Genomic DNA, 22794 nt, shown 5'->3' with positions numbered 1-22794 from the left:
ATGCACATGTTAGATATTATAAGAGCAATTGAACAAGAACAAATCAGAACTGACTTACCAAATTTTGGTGTGGGTGATACTGTTAAAGTACACATAAAAATTAGTGAAGGTAACAAGGAGAGAATCCAAGTATTCGAAGGAACCGTTCTTAAAAGACAACACGGCGGTTTAAGAGAAACTTTTACAGTAAGAAGAGTTGCATCTGGTGTTGGTGTTGAAAAAACATTCCCAGTAAATGCTCCAGTAATTGATAAGGTTGAAATTGTAAGACTTGGTAAAGTTAGAAGAGCTAAACTATTCTACTTAAGAGATAGAGTCGGTAAGGCTGCAAAGGTTAAAGAAAGAATGAGAAAATAATAAAATTGGGGCTGAAAAGTCCCTTTTTATATTTTAGTGAAATTTTAAGTAGGTGCATATATGACAAGGAGAAATTTTAAAGTAGTAAAATCTATAGCAATTTTACTTGTAACTTCAGTATTCGTCATAAATTTTTTATTCCAAGTAGTAACAGTAAATGGTGAATCTATGGTTCCTACGCTTCATAACAATGATAAATTAATACTTGAAAAAGTATCATATAAAATAACGTCGCCTAAGCAAAATGATATTGTAGTAATAAGGTATCATGCTGATATAAGAGAAAGAATAATAAAAAGAGTTATAGCAGTCAGTGGCGACACGGTTAAAATAAGTGATAATATATTATATATAAATGGTAAAATTATAAATGAGTACTATATAAATGAAGATGTTATGAGTGATTATGATGAAATTCTGGTGCCCAAGGATTCAGTTTTTGTCTTGGGTGATAATAGAAATTTCAGCAGTGATTCTCGCAGTAATGAGATTGGGTTTGTAAAACTCAATCTTATAGAAGGAAAAGCAGTTATAAGGCTTTATCCATTCAATAAAATGGGAAGGATAGATAAGTATGAGTATGACCATAAATTGGTTTCCAGGACATATGGCTAAGACTAGAAGACAAATTCAAGAGAGTTTAAAACTTGTTGATGCTGTAATAGAAATGAGAGATGCAAGAATAGTAAAGTCAAGTGCAAATCCACAAATCGACGAGATTTGCAAAGATAAGCCAAGAGTCATTTTATTAAATAAAAGTGATTTAGCTGAAGATAAAGTAACTAAGGAATGGATAAAAAAGCTTACCACTGATACTGTAAAACCATTATCTGTAAATAGTCTTACAGGCGCAGGATTAAAAAGTATAAAGACTACTCTTGATGAATTATTGAAAGAAAAGCAAGATAGACAAAGGAAAAAAGGATTAGTTAATGTAATTACAAGAGTTATGGTAGTTGGTATACCTAATGTTGGTAAATCTTCTTTGATAAATAAACTGGCTAAAAACAATGCTGCTAAAACTGGCGATAGACCAGGCGTTACTAAAAGTAAGCAGTGGATTAAAACTAGTATAGGAATAGAACTTATGGATACTCCAGGAGTACTGTGGCCTAAATTTGAAGATCAAGTTGTTGGACTTAATTTGGCATTTACAGGAGCTATAAAAGACGAAATTATGGATATAGAGGAATTAGCGCTTAGACTAGTAGAAAGACTTCAAGTTGTTAATCCACAAAGATTAATGGAAAGATATAAACTTTCAGAAATTATGGAAGAAGCTATAGATAATTTGGACAATATAGGCAAGAAAAGAGGGGCTGTAATTTCTGGTGGCAACATTGACTATAATAGAATAGCAGTTATGCTTCTTGATGAATTTAGAGGTGGGAAATTAGGATCTATATCTCTAGAAAGACCAGACGATTATTAAGTTTATATATAATCATATGTAGTTTTTAGTTTTATTAAATAAGCAACTTTCTGATTGTGGATAGATAACAATTAATAATTGGTTTCTAAGACAAATACTAGAAGGTTGTTTTTTCATATAAATATATATACAGTATTTAATAAAAATTATGGAGTATTAAGGAGAAAATATTATGGAAAAAGATATTAATTTTCTATATATGAGTTATAAAGAAATATGTGAACATATAAAATCAATAGAAAATGCTAGGTCAGATAATGAGATGAAAAGTCTCATGGATATGCTTTTGAATGACAATAGAAAAACTGTACAAAAATTAGGCTTTAAAATATTTAAAATGTTTGAGGGCAAAGAAAAAGAGATTCAGAGAGTTAAAAAAATGTACGACTTTGATGGAAGCTATGGAAACTACAAATATTTAGCCGGAGTTGATGAGGTTGGCAGAGGACCACTAGCGGGCCCAATAGTGGCAGCGGCAGTAATATTAGATTTAAATATAAAGGATGATAAAGATTTAATTCTTAGAGCTAACGACTCTAAAAAATTATCGATTTCTGTTCGATCAGAATTATCCAAGATTATTAAAGAAAAGGCTTTAGCTTATAAGATTATTGCTATTGATAATAACCAGATTGATGAAAAGGGTATTGGATGGTGCAATAATCAAGTGTTTTTAGATTGCTGTAATGAAATTTCCATTAAACCAGATATAGTTCTATCTGATGGATATAAAATTAAAAATTATACGGGTTTAAATGAGTTTGTAATAAAAGGAGATACAAAAAGTATTAGCATAGCTTGTGCTTCTATTATCGCAAAGGTATATAGAGATGAACTGATGTTTGAGTATCATAATGAATACCCGAATTATGGTTTTGATAAAAATGTTGGTTATGGTACAGAGCAACATGTTATTGCGCTAAAAAAATATGGCGCTATCCCAATACATAGAAAATGCTTCCTTAAAAATATTTTATAACTATAATTGAAAAGCGTCTTCAATATGATTAACTAAAAAATCATTGTTATTGCTATTTAATAGAACTTCTATAACATCAAATCTAAAATTAGAGTCAGCAATATTTTTGTAGGAAATATATACCTGGGCTGTTTTGTGTAGTTTTTTCTGCTTTGCGTAATTGACTGACTCAGCTGGTAGACCGAATTTTGTTCCATATCTAGTTTTTACTTCTATAAAGCAAATATAACCACTATTTACTGCTATTAAGTCTATTTCCCCACATTTACATCTGAAATTTTTTTCTTTAATCACGTATCCTACATTCTTTAAATGAGTTTCTGCTATATCTTCACCTAGTGCACCAATATCACTGTTGTGTGCTTTCATTCAAAAACATCCTTTCCTAATAAAAATTAATATAAAATAATATATACTATTTAGTCTAAATAGTTATAATTATGACTTAATAAGATTGGCAAACTAATATAAGCATCTTGCAATGCCCTAGTTTGCCATCTGTTTTAACAATAAGCTGTCGATACTAGTATTTACACCAGTTCAACATTGTATAGCTTAGACTATGATTTTAAGCATTTCATTACAGATAGACTGAAACTTTATCTGTAGTTCATCACTTATATCATATCCCATTTTTATTAATTGTATTTCAATTCCAATAAAATAACCTTTAACATTAATATCATAGATGTTAATTAAATCCAACAAATTTAGTGAGTGAGTTTGCTTTTGGTATTTATAAGCTTTTTTTATATCGCTTAAAGGTATTATCGTTATGGTTTCAGCTGGATTAGAGGGATGCGACCATAGGGGGACTTGCAGCAGTTTTAAATGAAATTGCAGAGATGAGTAAGGTGTCTATTATATTAGACGAAACTTCAATAGTGGTAAAAGAAGAAGTACAAGGAGTTTGTGAAATGTTAGGACTGGATCCATTATACATACCAAACGAAGGTAAGGCTTGTTTTATTGTTCCCCAGGAGTATGCTGAGGCTGTACTTAATCAAATGAAAAGCCATCCACTGGGAACAAATGCATCCATAATAGGAAAAGTAATAGATGACAAACCTTATAAGGTTTATTTGAAAACTATAGTTGGTGGAACAAGAATAGTAAGTATGCCACTAGGTGATCAATTTCCTAGAATATGCTAAAAAGTTAATATAGTAATATAAAAAGATGTCCCTTCACTTTTTTTATTAAAAAGTTAAGGGATATTTTTTTCTTGCTCTTAAAAATTAATTGTTAATTATAATAAAAGAAAAATCATATGAAAATATAATCTACTTATAAGTTTATATAAAATTATTTTGTCAATAATTATGGAATAGAAGTAATAAGAAATAAGAAGGTTAAGGGTGATAATATGGCAATACAAATTATGTCGGCTGCATTTACAGGAATTAAAGGGGTTATAGTTACGGTCGAAATTGATATAACTCGTGGGCTTCCCGCTTTAAACATTGTTGGTCTTGCAGATATCGCAGTCAAAGAATCAAAAGAAAGGGTACGATCTGCAATACTAAATTCAGGCTTTGAGTTTCCTGTAAATAGAGTAACTATAAATTTAGCACCAGCAGATCTTAAAAAAGAAGGGTCATTATTTGATTTACCAATAGCTGTAGGCATCCTGCTTGCAACTAAACAAATAATAGTAAATGATATTAATGATTATCTTTTTATAGGAGAATTATCACTTTCTGGTGGGTTAAAGAGTGTAAGAGGCTCATTGCCTGTTGTTATGGAAGGAATCGAAAATAAAATAAAAAAGTTCATTGTTCCCAGTAATAATGCAAAGGAATGTAGTCTTGTAAAATCAGCAAAAATATATCCATTAGATAATTTAAAGCAAGTAGTAGACTTTTTAAATTATAGGGACTTAATGCCTTACAAGCAGGTGAGTGATGTAGAGGTATTAATTAATGAGCAATTAGATTATGAGGATGTTATGGGACAAGAAAGTTCAAAGCGTGCCATTGAAGTTGCAGCTGCTGGGAATCATAATTTATTAATGTATGGTCCGCCAGGCTCTGGAAAGTCCATGATGGCAAAAAGAATTCCTACAATACTGCCTTCTTTAAGTCAAGAAGAATCATTAGAGGTTACAAAAATCTATAGCGTTTGTGGAAAGTTAGGTGACACAGGGGGGATTATCTTGCAAAGACCTTTTAGAAGCCCTCACCATACCATATCAAGGATAGCTCTAGTTGGTGGCGGAAATAAAATAGCACCTGGAGAAATATCTTTAGCCCACACGGGAGTATTATTTTTAGATGAATTATTAGAATTTAAAAAGAATGTAATAGAAATATTAAGGCAGCCACTAGAAGATAGAAAAATCAATATTTCAAGAATTAATGGAAACATAGAATATCCATCAAATTTTATGTTTGTAAGTGCGTTAAATCCATGCCCTTGCGGATATTATGGGTCCTACGAGAAACGATGTAGCTGTAGTGATTATGAAAGGCGAAGATATTTAAGTAAACTCAGCGGTCCCTTACTGGATCGCATTGACATCTTTACAGCAGTGAATATACTACCCTATAATAAAATAGTTGATGGGAAAAATAGTGAAAAGTCTGAATTTATTAAAAAAAGAGTGGAAGTAGCAAGGAAAATTCAAGCGAAAAGATTTATAAAGGAAAAAATTCACTGTAATGCAGAGATGAGTCAAAAGTTAATTAAAAAATATTGTCATTTAGATAATAGCGCAAGTAAAATAATGGAACTCATGTACAATAAATTTAATCTAAGTACAAGAGCCTATTCTAGAATTCTTAAGGTAGCTAGAACTATTGCGGACTTAGATGAAAGTGAAAATATTTTAGATATGCATATCATCGAGGCTATGCAATATAGAAAATTTATAGATGAGAGGATAGTTTAGTAAATATTAATAATAACAAAATTTTATATATTGGAGGTATGTGAAAAATATGAATGACTACGATATATGGTTTTCTCTAGTTAAATTATCCCCTAGAATTAAACTGAAATTAATAAATGATTTACAAAACACTGAAAAAATATGGTATTATGGTGTACATACTAAAAAAACTGAATATTTCAAAAAAGAGTTATCTGATATCCTAACTAATGCTTGGAATGAAACGGATATTGATAATGTGAAAAGGAACTTAGAAATTAATGAAATAAAGGTAATTTGTAATTATGAGGATAAATACCCTAAAAAATTAAAAAATTATGACGATGCTCCATATACATTATTTTATAAGGGTAACATATTGCCAATAAATGAAGGGTATAATATTTCTATAGTAGGATCAAGAAAATTTTCGAATTATGGTAAGGATGTTACTAAAATTATATGTAGAGATCTATGTGCTAATAATGTTAATATTATTAGCGGAATGGCTAGGGGCATAGATACTTTTGCCCATAGAAATTCTTTAGAGAATGAGGGTTATACATGCGCAGTTTTAGGTTCAGGACTTGATATAGTATATCCAAAAGAGAATACTAAAATTTTCAATGAAATAGCTCAAAGAGGTTGTGTTATTTCGGAGTTTTTACCAGGAACACCACCATATGCGTATAACTTTCCTCAGAGGAATAGAATAATAAGTGCTCTTAGTGATATTATCATTGTAATAGAAGCTGGTGAAAAAAGTGGATCATTAATCACTGCAAATTTAGCGCTTGAACAAGGCAAGGATGTTATGGCAGTTCCAGGCTCTATATTTTCACATGAAAGTAAGGGAACCAACAAATTAATTAAAGATGGAGCCTTTCCGCTTACCTGTTCTGAAGATATATTTAACTTAATCGGAATAGATATGAAGAATATAAAAAACACTGCTGTAACTCCATTAAAAAACGAAACTCATAAAGATATATATAACGTAATAAATGATAGTCCACTACATATTAATGATATTATTAGAATAACTAACATTGACATAAAACAATTATATGAGGTATTATTTGAACTGCAGATTAAAAATCAAATATTATGTTTATCAGGAAATTATTATGTAAGAGTAAACGACAATATTTAATTGAAAATATACTAACTATACTAGAATACATTGATGGAGGGGATAAAATGGGACAAAAACTTGTAATAGTTGAGTCACCCGCAAAAGCTAAGACCATAAAAAAATATTTAGGTAGCAGCTTTGTAGTTGAAGCGTCCATGGGACACGTTAGAGATTTACCAAAAAGCCAATTAGGGGTGGATATAGATAATAACTATCAACCTAAATATATTACTATCCGTGGTAAGGGAGAAATTCTCAGTAAACTTCGAAAAGAAGCAAAAAAAAGTGATAAGGTTTATTTGGCAACTGACCCTGATAGAGAAGGTGAAGCAATAGCTTGGCATTTAGCAAAAGCCTTAAAAATAGATGAAAAAGATAAGTGTAGAATAGAATTTAATGAGATAACTAAAACGGCAGTTAAAAATGCTATAAAAACTCCAAGAATAATAAATGCACCTCTTGTAGATGCACAGCAAGCAAGACGTATACTTGATAGATTGGTTGGATATGAAATTAGTCCTATACTTTGGAGAAAGGTTAAATGGGGACTTAGTGCAGGTCGTGTTCAATCAGTTACACTTAAAATAATCTGTGATAGACAAAAGGAAATACAAAATTTTATTACGCAAGAGTATTGGACTATAGAGTGTCTACTACATAAGGAAGGTCAAACTCATAAACTAAATGTTAAATTAGCCTCTAAGGGTGGAAAGAAAATTGAGATAAATTCTAAAGGTGAAAGTGATGAGATTATTAACACACTTAATAAAAAAGAATTTATTGTAAGAAAGATAAAGAAAGCTTCTAAGAGCAAAAATCCACTTCCACCGTTTATAACAAGCACGCTTCAGCAAGATGCTTATAGGAAACTTAATTTTTCAACTAAAAGAACCATGTCTGTAGCACAACAATTATACGAAGGTATAGATATTGAGGGACATGGAACAGTAGGACTTATTACATATATGAGGACTGACTCTGTTAGAATATCTGAAGAAGCACAAGGAAATGCAAAAGAATTTATTGAAAATAAATATGGTGAAAAATATTACCCTGAAACTCCTAGAATATATAAAGGTAAAAAAAATATACAGGATGCTCATGAAGCTATTAGACCATCATATGTTGAAATAACACCGGAAATAGCTAAGAAAACCTTAAAGGCGCCACAATATAAGCTGTATACCTTGATTTGGAATAGATATGTTGCTAGTCAAATGGAATCATGTTTACTAAGTACGGTATCCATAGATATAGAAAATGGAGACTATATACTTAAGGCATCCGGTTCTAAAGTAACTTTTGATGGATTTAGAAAAATTTATAATGAGGACTTAGATGAAGATGAAAACACTATGAAACTCCCAGAACTTACGGAGAAAGATGTTTTAATTAATGAAAATACTGAAGGTAAGCAGCATTTTACTCTACCGCCTGCAAGATTTTCTGAGGCATCTCTTGTAAAAACCTTAGAAGAAAATGGCATAGGAAGACCTAGTACGTATGCACCAATTATTTCAACTCTTCTTGGTAGGAGATATATAGAAAAAGATAAAAAAACACTAGAAGTAACTGAACTTGGAAATATCGTAAATAATATAGTAAGTGAATACTTCAAACAGATAGTAGATATTGAGTTTACAGCGCAAATGGAGAATAATTTAGATACTATAGAAGAAGGACAAGAAAAATGGGAGAATATTGTTGACGTTTTCTTTAAACCATTAAAAAAAGATATTGAGATTGCTGAAAAAGAGATAGCTAAAATTACAATTGAAGATGAAGTTACTGAGATTGTGTGTGATAAATGTGGTAAGTTCATGGTGATAAAACATGGAAGGTTTGGTGATTTCTTAGCCTGTCCTGGTTATCCGGAATGTAAAAACACAAAAGCAATTACTAAAGAACTAGAAGTTAATTGTCCTAAATGTGATGGGAAAGTTTTAGAACGAAGAAGTAAAAAGGGTACTAAATTTTTCGGATGCAGTAATTATCCAAAGTGTGACTTCGTGAGTTGGTTTGAGCCAACAGCCATAAAATGTCCTGAGTGCGATACCTATATGTTTAAAAAATATAGTAAATCTAAAGGAGAATACATGGAATGTTCAAATCCAGAATGTAAGCATAAGGAATACAAAGTGGAAGAGATAATTGAAGAAAAAGCGGAAGAAAAGTAAAAACCATAAGCAATTCAAACAATTTACTAACTTCATAAATAATTTGTCGAAATTTATGAAATAATATTGATATGACTTGAATGTTATGATATTATTAAATGGATAAGGAATAATTCTAAAAATTTGAAAAATTATGAATTTTGTTTATTATAGAATTTAATTGAGAATTGATCAAATAATAAAAAAATATTAAAGGAGGAATATCGTGTCATTATTAGAAAAAACGAGAAAGTTAAATAAGATATTGCAAAAATCAGGAACTGAACCAGTAGTTTTTGATGATATTTGTAATTTACTAAGTGATGTATTGAAATGTAATGTGTATATTGTTAGCAGAAGAGGGAAAATATTAGGTTATACATTATCGGGTGGGTATGAATGTGATATCGTAAAAGATGAAATTATAAAAAATATGAGATTTCCAGAAAATTACAATAATAATTTACTTAATATTAATGAAACAAAGGAAAATCTTTCGAATAAAGCCCTTTGTGTACTAGAAGATAATAAAGAATGCAAAATAGATAATAAAATAACCACTATAGTACCTATAAACGGAAATAGAGAACGATTAGGTACGCTTTTGCTTGCAAGATTTGATAGGGATTTTACAGAAGATGATTTAGTAATAGTTGAATATAGTGCTACTATAGTTGGGCTTGAAATTTTGAGAGCCAAAAATGATATAATTGAAGAAGAAGCACGAAAAAAAGCTGTAGTACAACTTTCTATTGGAACACTATCTTATTCAGAACTTGAAGCTGTGCAGCATATTTTCAATGAATTGGATGGCCCGGAAGGATTACTCGTGGCTTCTAAAATAGCAGATAAAGTGGGGATAACAAGATCTGTTATAGTTAATGCACTAAGAAAATTTGAAAGTGCAGGAGTAATAGAATCAAGATCCCTTGGAATGAAAGGTACACATATTAAAATATTAAATGATAAACTAATTGATGAACTTAATAAAATAAAATAATAAGAAGCAGAGCAAAGTTGCTCTGCTTCTTATTATTTTCAGTAAACATAGTATAAATATGTATAATATGAGAATATTAATAACTATGCTACGTTTTTATTTTGATTTAAAGTTTTTATTGAATACATTAATATCTTGTGATATACTACATACGTAAGAAAATACACACATTACTTAATTATTGAAGGGTTCCTATATACGGACTTCAATAAGATGATGGTAATGGAGGTAAAAACCAGGGAGGTTATTATTAATGGCAGTTATATCAATGAAACAATTATTAGAAGCAGGTGTTCATTTTGGACATCAAACTAGAAGATGGAATCCTAAAATGGCGCCTTACATATTTACAGAAAGAAACGGAATATATATTATCGATTTACAAAAGACAGTTAGAAAAATCGATGAGGCATATGATTTTATTAAATCTGTATCTGAAGAAGGCAAGGATGTTTTATTTGTAGGTACAAAAAAACAAGCTCAAGAAGCTATTAAATTTGAAGCTGTAAGATCAGGTATGCATTTTGTAAACAATAGATGGCTCGGCGGAATGTTAACAAACTTCAAAACAATTAAAACAAGAATAAAAAGATTAGAAGAATTATTTAAAATGGAAGAGGATGGAATTTTTGAAGTTCTTCCAAAAAAAGAAGTAAGTAAACTTATGCATGAAAGAGAAAAACTAGAAATAAATTTAGGTGGAATCAGAAGCATGGATGCAAACAAAATAGGAGCTCTATTTATTGTAGATCCAAGAAAAGAAAAAAATGCGATTTCTGAAGCTAAAGCTCTTGGAATCCCAGTAGTTGCAATAGTTGATACAAACTGTGATCCAGATGAAATTGATTATGTAATTCCAGGTAATGATGATGCTATAAGAGCAGTTAAATTAATAACTGAAAGATTAGCAGATGCTATTATAGAAGGAAGACAAGGCGAACAATTAGCTGAATAATAGTAATTAGATTTATGAGATAAGGTAATTATGGATATAACATTTGAGGGGTAGGTGGAAGGTAATGCTTTCATTTACCTTTTAAATTAGATAGGAATAGGAGGAAATAATAATGATTAGTGCAAGTATGGTTAAAGAGTTAAGAGAAATGACCGGAGCTGGAATGATGGATTGTAAAAGGGCTCTAACGGAGACCGATGGTGTTATTGATAAAGCCGTTGAACTTTTAAGAGAAAAAGGTTTAGCAGCTGCTGCTAAAAAAGCTGGAAGAATAGCTTCCGAAGGATTAGTATGCACGCATATTTCAGAGGATATGAAGACTGGATCTGTTGTAGAAGTTAATTGCGAAACTGACTTCGTTTCTGCTAATGAAGACTTTGTTAATTTAGCTAAAAACGTTGCATTGCAAGCAGCGCAAACTACTTCAACTACTATAGAAGACTTTGTTTCTGAAAAATATATAGCTAATAAAGATATAACAGTTACAGGCGCAGTTACGGATTTAATATCTAAATTGGGTGAAAACATGTCTGTAAGAAGATTTGAAAAGTTCTCTATTGAAAATGGTGTAGTACAAAGCTATATCCATGGTGGTGGAAGAATTGGTGTTTTAGTTGAACTTGCCTGCGACAAAAAAGATGATGTGTTAATTAAAATTGCTAAAGATATTGCAATGCAAATAGCAGCTGCAAGTCCACTATTCTTAGATAATACATGTGTTGATAATGAAACACTAGATAAAGAAAAAGAAATATACAGAGTTCAAGCACTAAATGAAGGGAAACCTGCAAAAATCGTTGAAAAAATGGTTGAAGGTAGAGTAAATAAATATTATAAAGAAGTTTGTCTGCTTGAACAAATATGGGTTAAAAATGCTGACTATACTATTACAAAATTACTTCAAGAAGAATCTAAGAAACTTGGTGCTGATATAAAAGTAACAAGATTTGTAAGGTTTGAAAGAGGCGAAGGTATAGAAAAGAAGGAAGAAAACTTTGCTGAAGAAGTTGCTAGACAAGTGCAGGGTAAATAACAATTAAAGGGGACACTGCGTGTTCTCTTTTTTAAAATAATTCTGGAGGTGTAATATTCATGGAAGTTGCTAAATATAAAAGAGTTATGTTGAAGATTTCTGGAGAAGCTTTAGCTGGCAAACAAGGATTTGGGATAGACTTTGATATTACAAATGAGATAGCACTTCAAATAAAAGAACTAGTAAACCTGGGTGTTGAAATAGGTATAGTTGTTGGGGCAGGAAATATATGGCGTGGTAGAAGTGGTAAAGGAATGGACAGGACTACTGCAGATTATATGGGGATGATGGCAACTTGTATTAATGCATTAGCACTCCAAGATTCGCTAGAAAATGTAGAAGTAAAGACTAGGGTGCAAACAGCCATCGAAATGAAGGAAATAGCCGAACCATTTATAAGAAGAAAGGCTATGAGACATTTGGAGAAAGGCAGAGTTGTTATTTTTGCAGCAGGTACTGGTAATCCTTATTTTTCAACAGACACAGCTGCAGCACTTAGAGCAGCAGAAATAGAAGCTGATGTAATACTGCTTGCTAAAAAAGTTGATGGAGTTTATGATAAGGATCCTCATGTATATAAAGATGCAGTAAAGTTTGATACATTAAGTTATCTTAATGTGCTGGAAAAAGGGCTACAAGTTATGGATTCTACTGCTACATCATTATGTATGGACAATAATATACCTATACTAGTTTTTGGACTTGATAAACCGGAAAACATAAAAAGAGCTATTTTGGGAGAAAAAATTGGTACTTTAGTATCTGCTTCTACCAAATAATAAGAATAATATGGAGGGGATTCTATGATTAATAAAATTATTAGTATTGCTGATGAAAAAATGAATAAAACTATTCTTGTTTTAAAACATGAGTTTGGAAGTTTGAAAGCTGGAAGAGCGAATCCTAAAATGCTAGATAGGATTCACGTTGAATGTTATGGAAGTCTTATGCCTCTGAGTCAGTTGGCAAACATTTCAGCACCAGAACCTAGAGTGCTAATGATTCAGGCTTGGGATAAAGCATCTATGAAAGATATAGAAAAAGCTATATTGAAATCTGATTTAGGATTAAATCCTTCAAACGATGGATCAACCATTAGGCTTATTATTCCTGAACTAACTGAAGAAACAAGAAAAACACTGCTTAAAACTGTTAAGAAAACAGCTGAAGATGCAAAAGTAGCTATAAGATCTATAAGAAGAGACGCTAATGATAAAATTAAGGCACTTAAAAAAAATAGTGAGATTAGTGAAGATGAAGTTAAAAAAGCAGAAGATACAATCCAAAAGGAAACAGATAAGTTCATTAAAGAAGTGGATAAATTAACAGATATTAAAGAAAAAGATATAATGAAAGTTTAGCATATAATTTTAAATAGAACCTGCTTATTGCAGGTTCTATTTAAAATTATGCTATAATTAATAAAAGGGAGAGAATTATATTGAAAAATTTATTCGCTTTTTTAAAAAAGAAGAAAAATACAAGTGATACTGATAGTGCAAATGTGGATTTAGATATGTCGAAAATACCAACGCATATTGCAATTATAATGGATGGTAATGGTAGATGGGCAAGAAAACGTAAGTTGCCAAGGGCCCTTGGACATAGGGCTGGAGTTGAATCCATAAGAAGAATTGTGAAGGAATGTAATAAACTTGGAGTGAAATATTTAACATTATATGCGTTTTCAACAGAAAATTGGAATAGACCGTTACCAGAAGTAGACTCTTTAATGAACTTATTAGTAGAATATTTAAAAAACGAGTTGGAAGAATTAAACAGTAATGATGTTGTTATTAATTCAATAGGGAATATTTCGAAATTACCAAGAGTATGTAAAGTAGAATTAGATCATGCTTACGCAAAAACAAAAGGAAATAAGGGTTTAGTTTTAAATCTAGCGTTAAATTATGGTGGAAGAAACGAGATAGTAAATGCTGTAAAACAAATTTCTTTAGATTTAGTGAGTAAAAAAATATCTCAAGATGAAATAACTGAAGAATTGTTTTCCAGATATATGTATACCGGTGAAATGCCAGACCCTGACCTTATAATAAGGCCTAGTGGGGAGTTAAGATTAAGTAATTTTTTACTGTGGCAGAGTGCTTACTCAGAACTTTGGTTTTCGGATATTAATTGGCCGGATTTTCATGAAAAACAGTTAAAACTTGCAATATCGGAATATCAAAAAAGAGATAGACGATTTGGAAAGGTTAGATAGGGGAGAAAATATGAATAATAGATATATAGGAGCACTTACTCTAGCACCGTTAATAATATTTTTATTTTTAGGTGGGGACTACTTGAAATATCTTGTAATGGTACTTTCACTTTTTGGTATGTACGAGTTCTATAAAGTTTCTAGAAAAAAACACTATAAGCCAATTGGACTAATAGGATATATTTTATGTGTAGTATATTACATAAATATGGGTGTTGATTTTTTATCTAGTTTTAATGTATACATTTTAATAGCAGCAATTTTCTTCTTATTATGTATACCTATATTTTATACGAATTATAATTTTGTAGATATTGCGCTCACTATTTTTGGTTTTTTATATGTGGCAGTATTTTTTAGTTTCATAGTGTTTATTAATAATAAAACCTACGGTGGATATTTAGTATGGATTATATTTATTTGTTCATGGGGTTGTGATACGGCAGCTTATTATTCGGGAAGAATTTTTGGTAAAGGTGGCAAACATAAGTTATGTCCTAAAATTAGTCCTAATAAAACAATTGAAGGTTCTATAGGTGGGTTACTTGGAAGTGCTATAGGATGCACAATTTATGGGTATATCATTTCACAATATGGAGTTTCTATAGAGCTATATCATTACGTTATAATAGGCATACTTTGTGGTATCTTTGGACAATTTGGAGATTTAATTGCGTCGTCTATAAAAAGATTTGTGGGAGCCAAAGACTATAGTAATCTTATACCAGGTCATGGTGGAATTTTAGATCGTTTTGATAGCATTTTATTTGTTTCGGTAGTAGTATTTTATTATATTACATTTACATTAAAAATATAAATGGTGAAATTAGAACATAAATAGAATTTTAAAGCTATATAATATAAAAAAACAGTTTTATATGAATGGAGAGATTTACATGAAGAAGGTTACTATTTTAGGAGTTACTGGGTCCATAGGAACCCAAACCCTAGATGTTATACGGAAGGATATTAATAATTTTAAAATTATAGGGATTTCGGCTAACGTCAGCTTTGAGAAAATCATTCCTATTATAGAGGAATTTAAACCTAAATATGTTGCCATGATGGATGAGAGATCTTCATTAGAACTTAAAAAATATTGCAAGGTGAAAGGATATTTAACTGAAGTTTTGCAAGGGCTAGAAGGTTTAAATTATATAAGCACACTGCCAGAAGTTGATCTTGTAGTAACAGCTGTTGTAGGAATGATAGGGCTCGTTCCAACTATGAAAGCTATAAGTGCGGGAAAAGATATTGCCTTAGCTAATAAAGAAACTTTAGTGGTAGCAGGTGGTCTAGTAATGGATGCTGCTAAAAAAAATCACGTTAATATTTTGCCGGTTGACTCAGAGCACGGTGCTATTTTTCAATGTCTACAGGGGAATAGATTAGATACTGTTAATAAAATAATATTAACTGCTTCTGGAGGTCCTTTTAGGGGTAAGACTAAACAGCAATTAATAGATATAAAACCGGAAGAGGCTCTTAAACATCCTAAGTGGGAAATGGGTAAAAAAATATCTATTGATTCTTCTACACTTATGAATAAAGGACTAGAGGTTATAGAGGCACACTGGTTATTTGGAGCCGATTATAAAAACATACAAGTAGTAGTTCATCCCCAAAGTGTAATACATTCTATGGTAGAATACAAAGACGGAAGTGTGATGGCGCAGCTCAGTTCCACGGACATGAGACTTCCTATCCAATATGCTATAAACTTCCCTGAAAGAGTGAATGCTGTTATTGATAAATTAGATTTTTATAATATGGGTAATTTGACTTTTGAAAAACCAGATATGGATACTTTTAAATGTCTTAAGTTGGCCTATAAAGCAGGCGAAATGGGTGGGAATATGCCAACTATTATGAATGCTGCTAATGAAGTGGCTGTTGAATTATTTTTAGATTATAAAATAAAGTATCTTGACATTGAATATATTATAGAAAAATGTATGAATAAATTTGAACACTTTATTAATCCGGATCTTGAAGAAATTTTAGAAATTGATTTAAAGGTAAGAGAATATGTAAGAAATAATTATGATGAAAAGTAGGGAGGAAAATTGATATGAGTAGTTTTATAGGGAAGATACCGTATTTTATTATGGCTATACTAGCATTTAGTCTTTTGATTATAATACATGAATTAGGCCATTTTATGCTAGCTAAACTTAATGGAGTAAAAGTACATGAGTTTTCACTGGGAATGGGTCCGAAAATTTTTGGAATTAAAGGAAAAGAAACAGAGTATTTGATCAAAGCATTTCCTATTGGTGGATATGTTAAAATGGAAGGTGAAAACGAAGAAAGTGATGACCCGAGATCTCTTGCTAACAAAACTCCATGGCAAAAACTAAGCATAGTATCCGCTGGAGCAATTATGAATATAATATTAGCATTTGTTTTATTTTCCATTATAGGTGCTTCAATCGGAGGAGATACAATGCCTACAGTTGGAGACTTAGTCCCTAATAGCCCAGCTTTGCATGCTGGAATAAAAGTTGGAGATAAAATTACTAAGGTTAATAAAGTTAATATAGAAAAATGGGATCAATTTGTAAATGAAATTTCTACGTCTAAAGGTAAGAGTACGACTATTGAAATAGTCAGAAATTCAAAATTAGAAAAATTTACGCTTACCCCAATTATGAATGAAAAAGAAAATAAATTTATGATAGGAATCGCTGGGCTTCAAAAGAAACTGAATTTCGGTGAAGCTGTAGGTTATGGATTTAATCAAACTATTAATACATCAAAAATGATTTTTGGTATCTTCGGTAGTATTTTTAAAGGGAAAGTTTCTATAAACGACGTTGGAGGACCTATAAGCATAATAAGAATTTCAACAATGTTTGCACAAGCTGGAATAATAAATTTAATGTTGTTAACAGCAATGTTAAGTGTGCAACTAGGAATATTGAACATAATACCTTTCCCAGCACTAGATGGAGGATGGATTTTTATACTTTTATTTGAAATAATATCCGGAAAAAAATTAGATGATAAGAAAGTTGCAGCTGTAAATTATGTTGGATTTATGATTTTAATGGCATTCATGGTGTTTATAGTCATTAAGGATATAGTGAATCCCATGAAATTCTAGGAGATGAAGGAAATGAAGGTTAAACAAACAAAGAAGATTAAAATTGGAAATATATATATAGGTGGAGATTCTAAGGTAACGGTGCAGTCGATGACAACTACAGATACAAGAGATGTAGATGCTACTGTTTATCAAATTCTTAAGCTGGAAAAGGCAGGTTGTGAAATTATACGTTGTGCGGTGCCTGATATGGCAGCTGCTGACGCTATTAAAGATATTGTGAAAAGAATTCATATACCATTAGTTGCAGATATTCATTTTGATTATAGGTTAGCTTTAAAATCAATTGAAAATGGAATATCAAAATTAAGAATTAATCCAGGTAATATTGGGAGCGTCGATAAAATTAAATTAGTTGCAGAGGCTGCTAAAGAAAGTGGTATTCCCATTAGAATTGGTGTTAATTCTGGATCACTAGAAGGCGATATTCTTAAAAAGTATGGTCATGTATGTGCGCAGGCGCTAGTAGAAAGTGCGTTAAGACATGTTGAAATACTAGAAAATTTAAATTTCTATGATATAGTTATTTCTATAAAATCTTCTGATGTACTTATGATGATAGAAAGTTACAAATTAATTTCAGATAGTGTAGACTATCCACTACATCTAGGTGTTACTGAGGCTGGAACTACATGGAGAGGAACTATAAAATCAAGTGTAGGTATTGGGGCGCTTTTAGCCTCTGGCATTGGGGATACTATAAGGGTATCATTAACAGGTGATGTAGTGGATGAGGTTAAAGTTGGGATAGAAATCCTGAAATCCATAGGGTGTAGGGATTCGGGAATTAAATTTGTATCATGCCCAACTTGTGGAAGAACTCAAATTAACCTTATTAAAATTGCAAATGAAGTAGAAGAAAGATTAGAACATTGCAATAAGAATATAAAGGTTGCAATAATGGGGTGTGTAGTAAATGGACCAGGGGAAGCTAGAGAAGCTGATATTGGAATAGCTGGTGGAAAAGGGGTTGGCCTCATATTTAAAAAAGGTGAAATAATTAAAACAGTTAACGAAGAAGATTTAGTAGAAGAGCTTATTCGGGAGATAGATAAACTATAGACGTCCATCGGGAGGTACTAATGAATGCAAGCTTAGCTGAAATGTTAAAAAATGATTTCGATTTAAATGAAGAAACAACTGTAGATGATATTGTGGTACTTAGAGTTCAATATCTTAAAAAGAGCAATAGATTAAGGGTGATAATCAAATCCTTTGAAGATATAGATGATAATAAAAATCTGCTAATTAAAAATATAATTAAAAAAAGATTATGCAGTTTTCAAGATATACAGCTAATTTGCTATAAAGATGTATCAAACGCAACTATAGAAGATGTAAAAGATAAGTATTGGTCAGATGTTGTAAACGTAATAGCTACTTCGGAGCCATCCAGTAGGGATAGTTTATTAAAATCTTATAGGATAATTGAGAATGGTACACTGAAAATTCAATGTGGTAATGATTTTATGTGTAAAATTTTAAGAGATAAGAACATAGAGGTTCTTCTAAAAACTACTATAAATGACATGTTTGGTGTTAATTCAACAGTTAAACTAGAACATAGTAGTGAACTTTTAAAAGAAGATTATTTTGTAAAAAAAGAAGTGGAAGATCAAACTATAATAAATGAAATTGTCAAAAATATCAATGCAGAAAAGAAAGATAAACCTCAACATAGCAGTAACAATAAAGACAATACCAATGGAAACAAATGGAACAAGGGGCAGGGTTATAAAAAATATGATGCTGCTGATGAAAACACTATAATGGGAAGAAATATAAACAATAGCGATAGTATAGCAATAAGTGAAATAAATGAAGCTTCAGGAATAGTATGTGTTTCTGGAGATATTTTCAAGGTGAATATATTAGAAACAAAAACTGGAAGAATAATCATAACTTTTTTCATTACGGATTATGAGAGCTCAATTACAGTAAAATGTTTTCCAAAGCCTAAAGATGTAGAAAAGATAATGGAAGAAGTTAAAGTGGGCCTTTTCTGTAAGGTACGTGGAGAGGCCAGTTATGATACTTATGCAAGAGAAGTTGTTGTAATGGTTAGAGATATAATTAAGCTAAAAAAAATAGAAAGAATGGATACGGCACAGGAAAAAAGAGTTGAGCTTCATTTGCACACTCAAATGAGTGCTATGGATGGAATAAGTCCAGCATCTAAGCTTGTTGAAAGAGCCGCTAAATGGGGACATAGTGCAATAGCAATAACTGATCATGGTGTAGTTCAAGCTTTTCCAGAAGCTATGGATGCGGCTAAAAAAAATAAAATAAAAATTTTATATGGTGTTGAGGGGTATTTAGTAGATGATGGAGAGCCAATTGTCATTAATAATCATAACGAAAAATTAGATGGCATTTTTGTGGTTTTTGATTTAGAAACAACAGGTCTTTCTAGTGAAAATGATAGAATAACGGAAATTGGAGCAATTAAGATTGAAAATGGGAAAATAGTAGATAGATTTAATGAATTCGTAAATCCGCGAATAGACATACACTACAAAATTACAGAGCTTACTGGAATTACAAATGATATGGTTGCTGGAGCAGAGTCTATCGAAGAAATACTACCTAAGTTTTTAGATTTTGCAAGGGGGAGCGTAGTAGTAGCCCATAATGCTGGTTTTGATGCTTCTTTTATAAAGAAGAACTCAGAGAGACTGAATTTAAAATTTGAAAATGCAATTATGGATACAATACCACTAGCTAAATATTTACTTCCGGACCTTAAAACATTTAAGCTGAATATAGTAGCTAAGCATTTAGGTATCTCTCTTGAAAATCATCATAGAGCCATAGATGATGCTAAAGCTACTGCTGATATATTATTACATTGCTTTGGACTGCTTAGAGAAAAAAACATCCTAGACTTAGATACATTAAATAGTGAATTTCTAGGTGATTTTAATGTAAAGAAAGCAAACACATATCATGTTATTATCCTGGTTAAAAACCTTGTCGGACTTAAAAATCTGTATAAGCTTATCTCATTTTCAAATTTAGATTATTTTCATAGAAGACCTAGACTTCCTAAGACCATAGTGGAAAAATATAGAGAAGGTCTTATAATTGGATCTGCTTGTGAAGCTGGGCAAGTATATAAGGGAGTACTTCAAGAGAAATCTGAGGAAGAACTTAAGAAAGTTATAGGATTCTATGATTATTTAGAAATACAACCTCTTCTAAATAACAAATTTATGATTAAAAATGGTACGGTAAAAGATGAAAGTGAATTAATGGATATTAATAGAAAAATATGTGATATAGGAGAGAAAAATAATCAGCTGGTAGTTGCTACAGGAGATGTGCATTTTCTAGACCCTTCTGATGAAGTTTTCAGAAAAATTTTAATGGCTGGTAAGGGTTTTTCAGATGCAGATGATCAACCTCCATTATATTTTAAAACTACTAATGAAATGTTAAAAGAGTTTTCATATTTAGGAGATAAGAAATGTAGAGAGGTTGTAATTTATAATACGAATAAAATTGCAGATATGATAGAAGTTATAAAACCTATACCTGATGGAACGTTTACACCCACAATACCAGGTGCAGAAGATGATATACGACTAATGACTTCAAATAAAGTTCATTCTATATACGGGGAAAAATTACCGGAGATAGTTGAAAAAAGATTGGGTAAGGAACTAAACTCTATAATAGGTAATGGCTATGCTGTACTTTATTTAATAGCTGAAAAATTAGTAGCAAAATCCCTTGCAGATGGTTATTTAGTTGGCTCGAGAGGCTCAGTTGGATCTTCTTTTGCAGCTAATATGTCTAATATAACAGAGGTAAATGGACTTCCACCTCATTATGTGTGCCCGAATTGCAAAAGAAGTGAATTTATTTTGGATGGATCTGTTGGATCAGGTGCTGATTTACCTGATAAAGAGTGTCCAAGTTGTGGTACCTTATACATGAAAGATGGCCATGATATTCCATTTGAAACTTTTTTAGGATTCGAAGGGGATAAAGAGCCAGATATAGATTTGAATTTTTCGGGGGATAATCAAGCAGATATTCATAGGTATACAGAAGTGCTATTTGGTAAAGGCCATACTTTCAAAGCAGGAACAATTGGAACAATTGCTGACAAAACTGCTTATGGTTATGTGAAAAAATATTTAGGTCAAAAGGACATTATGGTTCCTCAAGCTGAAATAGAGAGGCTAGTCCAGGGATGTACTGGGGTTAAGAGAACATCTGGTCAGCATCCAGGTGGAATAATGGTTGTTCCAAGCGATAACGAGATATATAATTTCTGTCCGGTGCAGCATCCTGCTGACGACCCAAACTCAGATATTATTACTACACATTTTGATTATCATTCTATAAGTGGTAGACTATTAAAACTTGATATCCTTGGACATGACGATCCTACAATGCTTAAAATGCTTCAAGATTTAACAGGGCTTGACCCTTTGACTATTCCGCTATCAGATTCTAAGGTCATAAGTTTATTTACGTCTCCAGCTGCGCTAGGACTTACCGTTAAAGAATTGGGCTGCGAAGTTGGAAGTTACGGTGTTCCAGAATTTGGTACGAAATTTGTTAAACAAATGCTTTTAGATACACAGCCTAAGTCTTTTTCAGACCTAGTTAGAATTTCTGGACTATCTCATGGTACGGATGTATGGCTTAACAATGCACAATATTATATTAAAGAGGGATTAACAACGCTTAAAGATTGTATTTCTACAAGAGATGATATAATGGTTTATCTAATTCAGAAAAATCTTGACCCTAAGACTGCTTTTACTATCATGGAGAAAGTACGAAAGGGCAAAGGACTTACAGAAGATGATGAGCTAGTGATGAGAGAACATGATGTTCCAGAATGGTATATTGGATCATGTAAAAAGATAAAGTATATGTTTCCTAAGGGCCATGCAGTAGCATATGTAATGATGGCTGTAAGAATAGCATATTATAAGGTTTACTTTCCCAAGGAATATTATGCTACGTTCTTTACTATAAGAGCAGATGATTTTGATGCTAATTTAATTGTAAAAGGTACCAGTGCTATAAAAGTAAAAATGGATGAGCTAACAGCTATGGGCAAGGATATAGGAAATAAAGAAAAAGGTCTTCTTACAGCGCTAGAGTTATCTTTTGAAATGTATAAAAGAGGGATAGTGTTATTAGAGGTAGATCTTTATAAGTCTGAGGCAGTTAAATTTACAATTGAAGATGAGTCAATAAGACCTCCACTCAGTAGCCTTGAAGGTGTGGGAGAAAATGCCGCTAAAAGCATAGTTTTATTAAGAGAGCAAGGTGAGTTTATATCTAAAGAAGATTTAAGAATTCGATGTAAAGTTTCCAAAACAGTTGTTGAAGCATTAGATAATCACGGGTGCTTAAAAGGGCTCCCTGAGACGAATCAGCTGTCGTTTTTTTAGTTAAATTGAATTAACTCTTGAAATAATAAATTTTATATGATAAACTTATATACAGTAGTTATCTGTGATAATACTATTACAAGAGAGTAGGCCAGTCCTACTCTCTATTTATTGAAACGCAACTCATGGTTGCG

21 protein-coding genes are annotated in these 22794 nt (G+C 31.5%); 19 read left to right on the top strand and 2 right to left on the bottom strand.

What is annotated here, in order from left to right; genetic code table 11:
• Window positions 1–6: 6 nt before the first annotated feature.
• From rplS to rnhB, 4 genes are all read left to right on the top strand, one after another.
• On the top strand, window positions 7–357 hold the full coding sequence (rplS, locus tag ACREWB_RS14780) for a 50S ribosomal protein L19 (RefSeq protein ID WP_431548376.1): 351 nt from the start codon (window positions 7–9) through the stop codon (window positions 355–357).
• 60 nt (window positions 358–417) lie between these two features.
• Complete coding sequence (lepB, locus tag ACREWB_RS14775) at window positions 418–972, top strand: signal peptidase I (RefSeq protein WP_431548211.1); 555 nt, start codon at window positions 418–420, stop codon at window positions 970–972.
• Window positions 938–1789, top strand: a complete 852-nt coding sequence (gene ylqF, locus ACREWB_RS14770) for a ribosome biogenesis GTPase YlqF (protein ID WP_431548375.1) — start codon at window positions 938–940, stop codon at window positions 1787–1789. The genes lepB and ylqF overlap by 35 nt, the downstream gene beginning before the upstream one ends.
• Before the next feature lie 199 nt (window positions 1790–1988).
• Window positions 1989–2768 (top strand): ribonuclease HII, encoded by a 780-nt coding sequence (gene rnhB, locus ACREWB_RS14765; RefSeq protein ID WP_431548374.1) that lies wholly within the window; start codon window positions 1989–1991, stop codon window positions 2766–2768.
• On the opposite strand, the gene ACREWB_RS14760 is transcribed toward rnhB, so the two are convergent.
• Window positions 2769–3137 (bottom strand): YraN family protein, encoded by a 369-nt coding sequence (locus tag ACREWB_RS14760; protein WP_431548210.1) that lies wholly within the window; start codon window positions 3135–3137, stop codon window positions 2769–2771.
• A gap of 186 nt (window positions 3138–3323) precedes the next feature.
• Window positions 3324–3476: a hypothetical protein gene (locus ACREWB_RS14755; RefSeq protein ID WP_431548209.1), complete on the bottom strand. Its 153-nt coding sequence runs from the start codon at window positions 3474–3476 to the stop codon at window positions 3324–3326.
• A gap of 98 nt (window positions 3477–3574) precedes the next feature.
• On the opposite strand from ACREWB_RS14755, the gene ACREWB_RS14750 reads away from it, so the two are divergent.
• From ACREWB_RS14750 to ACREWB_RS14680, 15 genes are all read left to right on the top strand, one after another.
• Complete coding sequence (locus ACREWB_RS14750) at window positions 3575–3922, top strand: AIR synthase-related protein (RefSeq protein WP_431548373.1); 348 nt, start codon at window positions 3575–3577, stop codon at window positions 3920–3922.
• Window positions 3923–4095: 173 nt separating this feature from the next.
• Window positions 4096–5658, top strand: coding sequence for a YifB family Mg chelatase-like AAA ATPase (locus ACREWB_RS14745; protein ID WP_431548372.1), 1563 nt, complete (start codon window positions 4096–4098; stop codon window positions 5656–5658).
• Window positions 5659–5707: 49 nt separating this feature from the next.
• Entirely contained in the window at window positions 5708–6790 is a 1083-nt protein-coding gene (gene dprA, locus ACREWB_RS14740; protein ID WP_431548208.1) for a DNA-processing protein DprA, read from the top strand.
• Between the two features lie 47 nt (window positions 6791–6837).
• Window positions 6838–8949 carry a type I DNA topoisomerase gene (topA, locus tag ACREWB_RS14735; RefSeq protein WP_431548207.1) on the top strand — a complete coding sequence of 704 codons (2112 nt, stop codon included), beginning with the start codon at window positions 6838–6840 and terminating at the stop codon, window positions 8947–8949.
• Between the two features lie 202 nt (window positions 8950–9151).
• Window positions 9152–9928 carry a GTP-sensing pleiotropic transcriptional regulator CodY gene (gene codY, locus ACREWB_RS14730; RefSeq protein ID WP_431548371.1) on the top strand — a complete coding sequence of 259 codons (777 nt, stop codon included), beginning with the start codon at window positions 9152–9154 and terminating at the stop codon, window positions 9926–9928.
• Window positions 9929–10181: 253 nt separating this feature from the next.
• On the top strand, window positions 10182–10883 hold the full coding sequence (gene rpsB / locus ACREWB_RS14725; RefSeq protein ID WP_431548206.1) for a 30S ribosomal protein S2: 702 nt from the start codon (window positions 10182–10184) through the stop codon (window positions 10881–10883).
• Between the two features lie 112 nt (window positions 10884–10995).
• Window positions 10996–11916 (top strand): translation elongation factor Ts, encoded by a 921-nt coding sequence (tsf, locus tag ACREWB_RS14720; protein ID WP_431548205.1) that lies wholly within the window; start codon window positions 10996–10998, stop codon window positions 11914–11916.
• Window positions 11917–11975: 59 nt separating this feature from the next.
• Complete coding sequence (gene pyrH / locus ACREWB_RS14715; RefSeq protein WP_431548204.1) at window positions 11976–12695, top strand: UMP kinase; 720 nt, start codon at window positions 11976–11978, stop codon at window positions 12693–12695.
• Window positions 12696–12719: 24 nt separating this feature from the next.
• The gene (gene frr / locus ACREWB_RS14710; protein WP_431548203.1) at window positions 12720–13277 is read left to right on the top strand and encodes a ribosome recycling factor; all 558 of its coding nucleotides are present in this window, start codon (window positions 12720–12722) and stop codon (window positions 13275–13277) included.
• An 80-nt stretch (window positions 13278–13357) separates the two neighbouring features.
• Entirely contained in the window at window positions 13358–14137 is a 780-nt protein-coding gene (gene uppS / locus ACREWB_RS14705; RefSeq protein WP_431548202.1) for an undecaprenyl pyrophosphate synthase, read from the top strand.
• Between the two features lie 10 nt (window positions 14138–14147).
• Entirely contained in the window at window positions 14148–14954 is an 807-nt protein-coding gene (locus tag ACREWB_RS14700) for a phosphatidate cytidylyltransferase (RefSeq protein WP_431548201.1), read from the top strand.
• A gap of 79 nt (window positions 14955–15033) precedes the next feature.
• On the top strand, window positions 15034–16194 hold the full coding sequence (dxr, locus tag ACREWB_RS14695; protein ID WP_431548200.1) for a 1-deoxy-D-xylulose-5-phosphate reductoisomerase: 1161 nt from the start codon (window positions 15034–15036) through the stop codon (window positions 16192–16194).
• A 14-nt stretch (window positions 16195–16208) separates the two neighbouring features.
• Window positions 16209–17243, top strand: a complete 1035-nt coding sequence (rseP, locus tag ACREWB_RS14690; protein ID WP_431548199.1) for an RIP metalloprotease RseP — start codon at window positions 16209–16211, stop codon at window positions 17241–17243.
• A gap of 12 nt (window positions 17244–17255) precedes the next feature.
• Window positions 17256–18305 carry a flavodoxin-dependent (E)-4-hydroxy-3-methylbut-2-enyl-diphosphate synthase gene (gene ispG / locus ACREWB_RS14685; RefSeq protein ID WP_431548198.1) on the top strand — a complete coding sequence of 350 codons (1050 nt, stop codon included), beginning with the start codon at window positions 17256–17258 and terminating at the stop codon, window positions 18303–18305.
• A 20-nt stretch (window positions 18306–18325) separates the two neighbouring features.
• Window positions 18326–22660 carry a PolC-type DNA polymerase III gene (locus tag ACREWB_RS14680; RefSeq protein ID WP_431548197.1) on the top strand — a complete coding sequence of 1445 codons (4335 nt, stop codon included), beginning with the start codon at window positions 18326–18328 and terminating at the stop codon, window positions 22658–22660.
• Window positions 22661–22794: the final 134 nt, after the last annotated feature.

Source organism: Clostridium sp. (assembly GCF_050717635.1).
In the GTDB taxonomy this organism is placed as follows: Bacteria; Bacillota; Clostridia; order Clostridiales; family Clostridiaceae; genus Clostridium_AD.
Note: the sequence above shows the minus strand (reverse complement) of the source record. Positions and strands in the feature narration are given on the sequence as shown.

Bases quoted from the DNA above. Each gene is read 5' to 3' on its own strand.
- rplS (WP_431548376.1), top strand. From the start codon at position 7: ATGTTAGATATTATAAGAGCAATTGAACAAGAACAAATCAGAACTGAC.
- lepB (WP_431548211.1), top strand. From the start codon at position 418: ATGACAAGGAGAAATTTTAAAGTAGTAAAATCTATAGCAATTTTACTT.
- ylqF (WP_431548375.1), top strand. From the start codon at position 938: ATGACCATAAATTGGTTTCCAGGACATATGGCTAAGACTAGAAGACAA.
- rnhB (WP_431548374.1), top strand. From the start codon at position 1,989: ATGAGTTATAAAGAAATATGTGAACATATAAAATCAATAGAAAATGCT.
- ACREWB_RS14760 (WP_431548210.1), bottom strand. From the start codon at position 3,137: ATGAAAGCACACAACAGTGATATTGGTGCACTAGGTGAAGATATAGCA.
- dprA (WP_431548208.1), top strand. From the start codon at position 5,708: ATGAATGACTACGATATATGGTTTTCTCTAGTTAAATTATCCCCTAGA.
- topA (WP_431548207.1), top strand. From the start codon at position 6,838: ATGGGACAAAAACTTGTAATAGTTGAGTCACCCGCAAAAGCTAAGACC.
- rpsB (WP_431548206.1), top strand. From the start codon at position 10,182: ATGGCAGTTATATCAATGAAACAATTATTAGAAGCAGGTGTTCATTTT.
- tsf (WP_431548205.1), top strand. From the start codon at position 10,996: ATGATTAGTGCAAGTATGGTTAAAGAGTTAAGAGAAATGACCGGAGCT.
- pyrH (WP_431548204.1), top strand. From the start codon at position 11,976: ATGGAAGTTGCTAAATATAAAAGAGTTATGTTGAAGATTTCTGGAGAA.
- frr (WP_431548203.1), top strand. From the start codon at position 12,720: ATGATTAATAAAATTATTAGTATTGCTGATGAAAAAATGAATAAAACT.
- ACREWB_RS14700 (WP_431548201.1), top strand. From the start codon at position 14,148: ATGAATAATAGATATATAGGAGCACTTACTCTAGCACCGTTAATAATA.
- dxr (WP_431548200.1), top strand. From the start codon at position 15,034: ATGAAGAAGGTTACTATTTTAGGAGTTACTGGGTCCATAGGAACCCAA.
- rseP (WP_431548199.1), top strand. From the start codon at position 16,209: ATGAGTAGTTTTATAGGGAAGATACCGTATTTTATTATGGCTATACTA.
- ispG (WP_431548198.1), top strand. From the start codon at position 17,256: ATGAAGGTTAAACAAACAAAGAAGATTAAAATTGGAAATATATATATA.
- ACREWB_RS14680 (WP_431548197.1), top strand. From the start codon at position 18,326: ATGAATGCAAGCTTAGCTGAAATGTTAAAAAATGATTTCGATTTAAAT.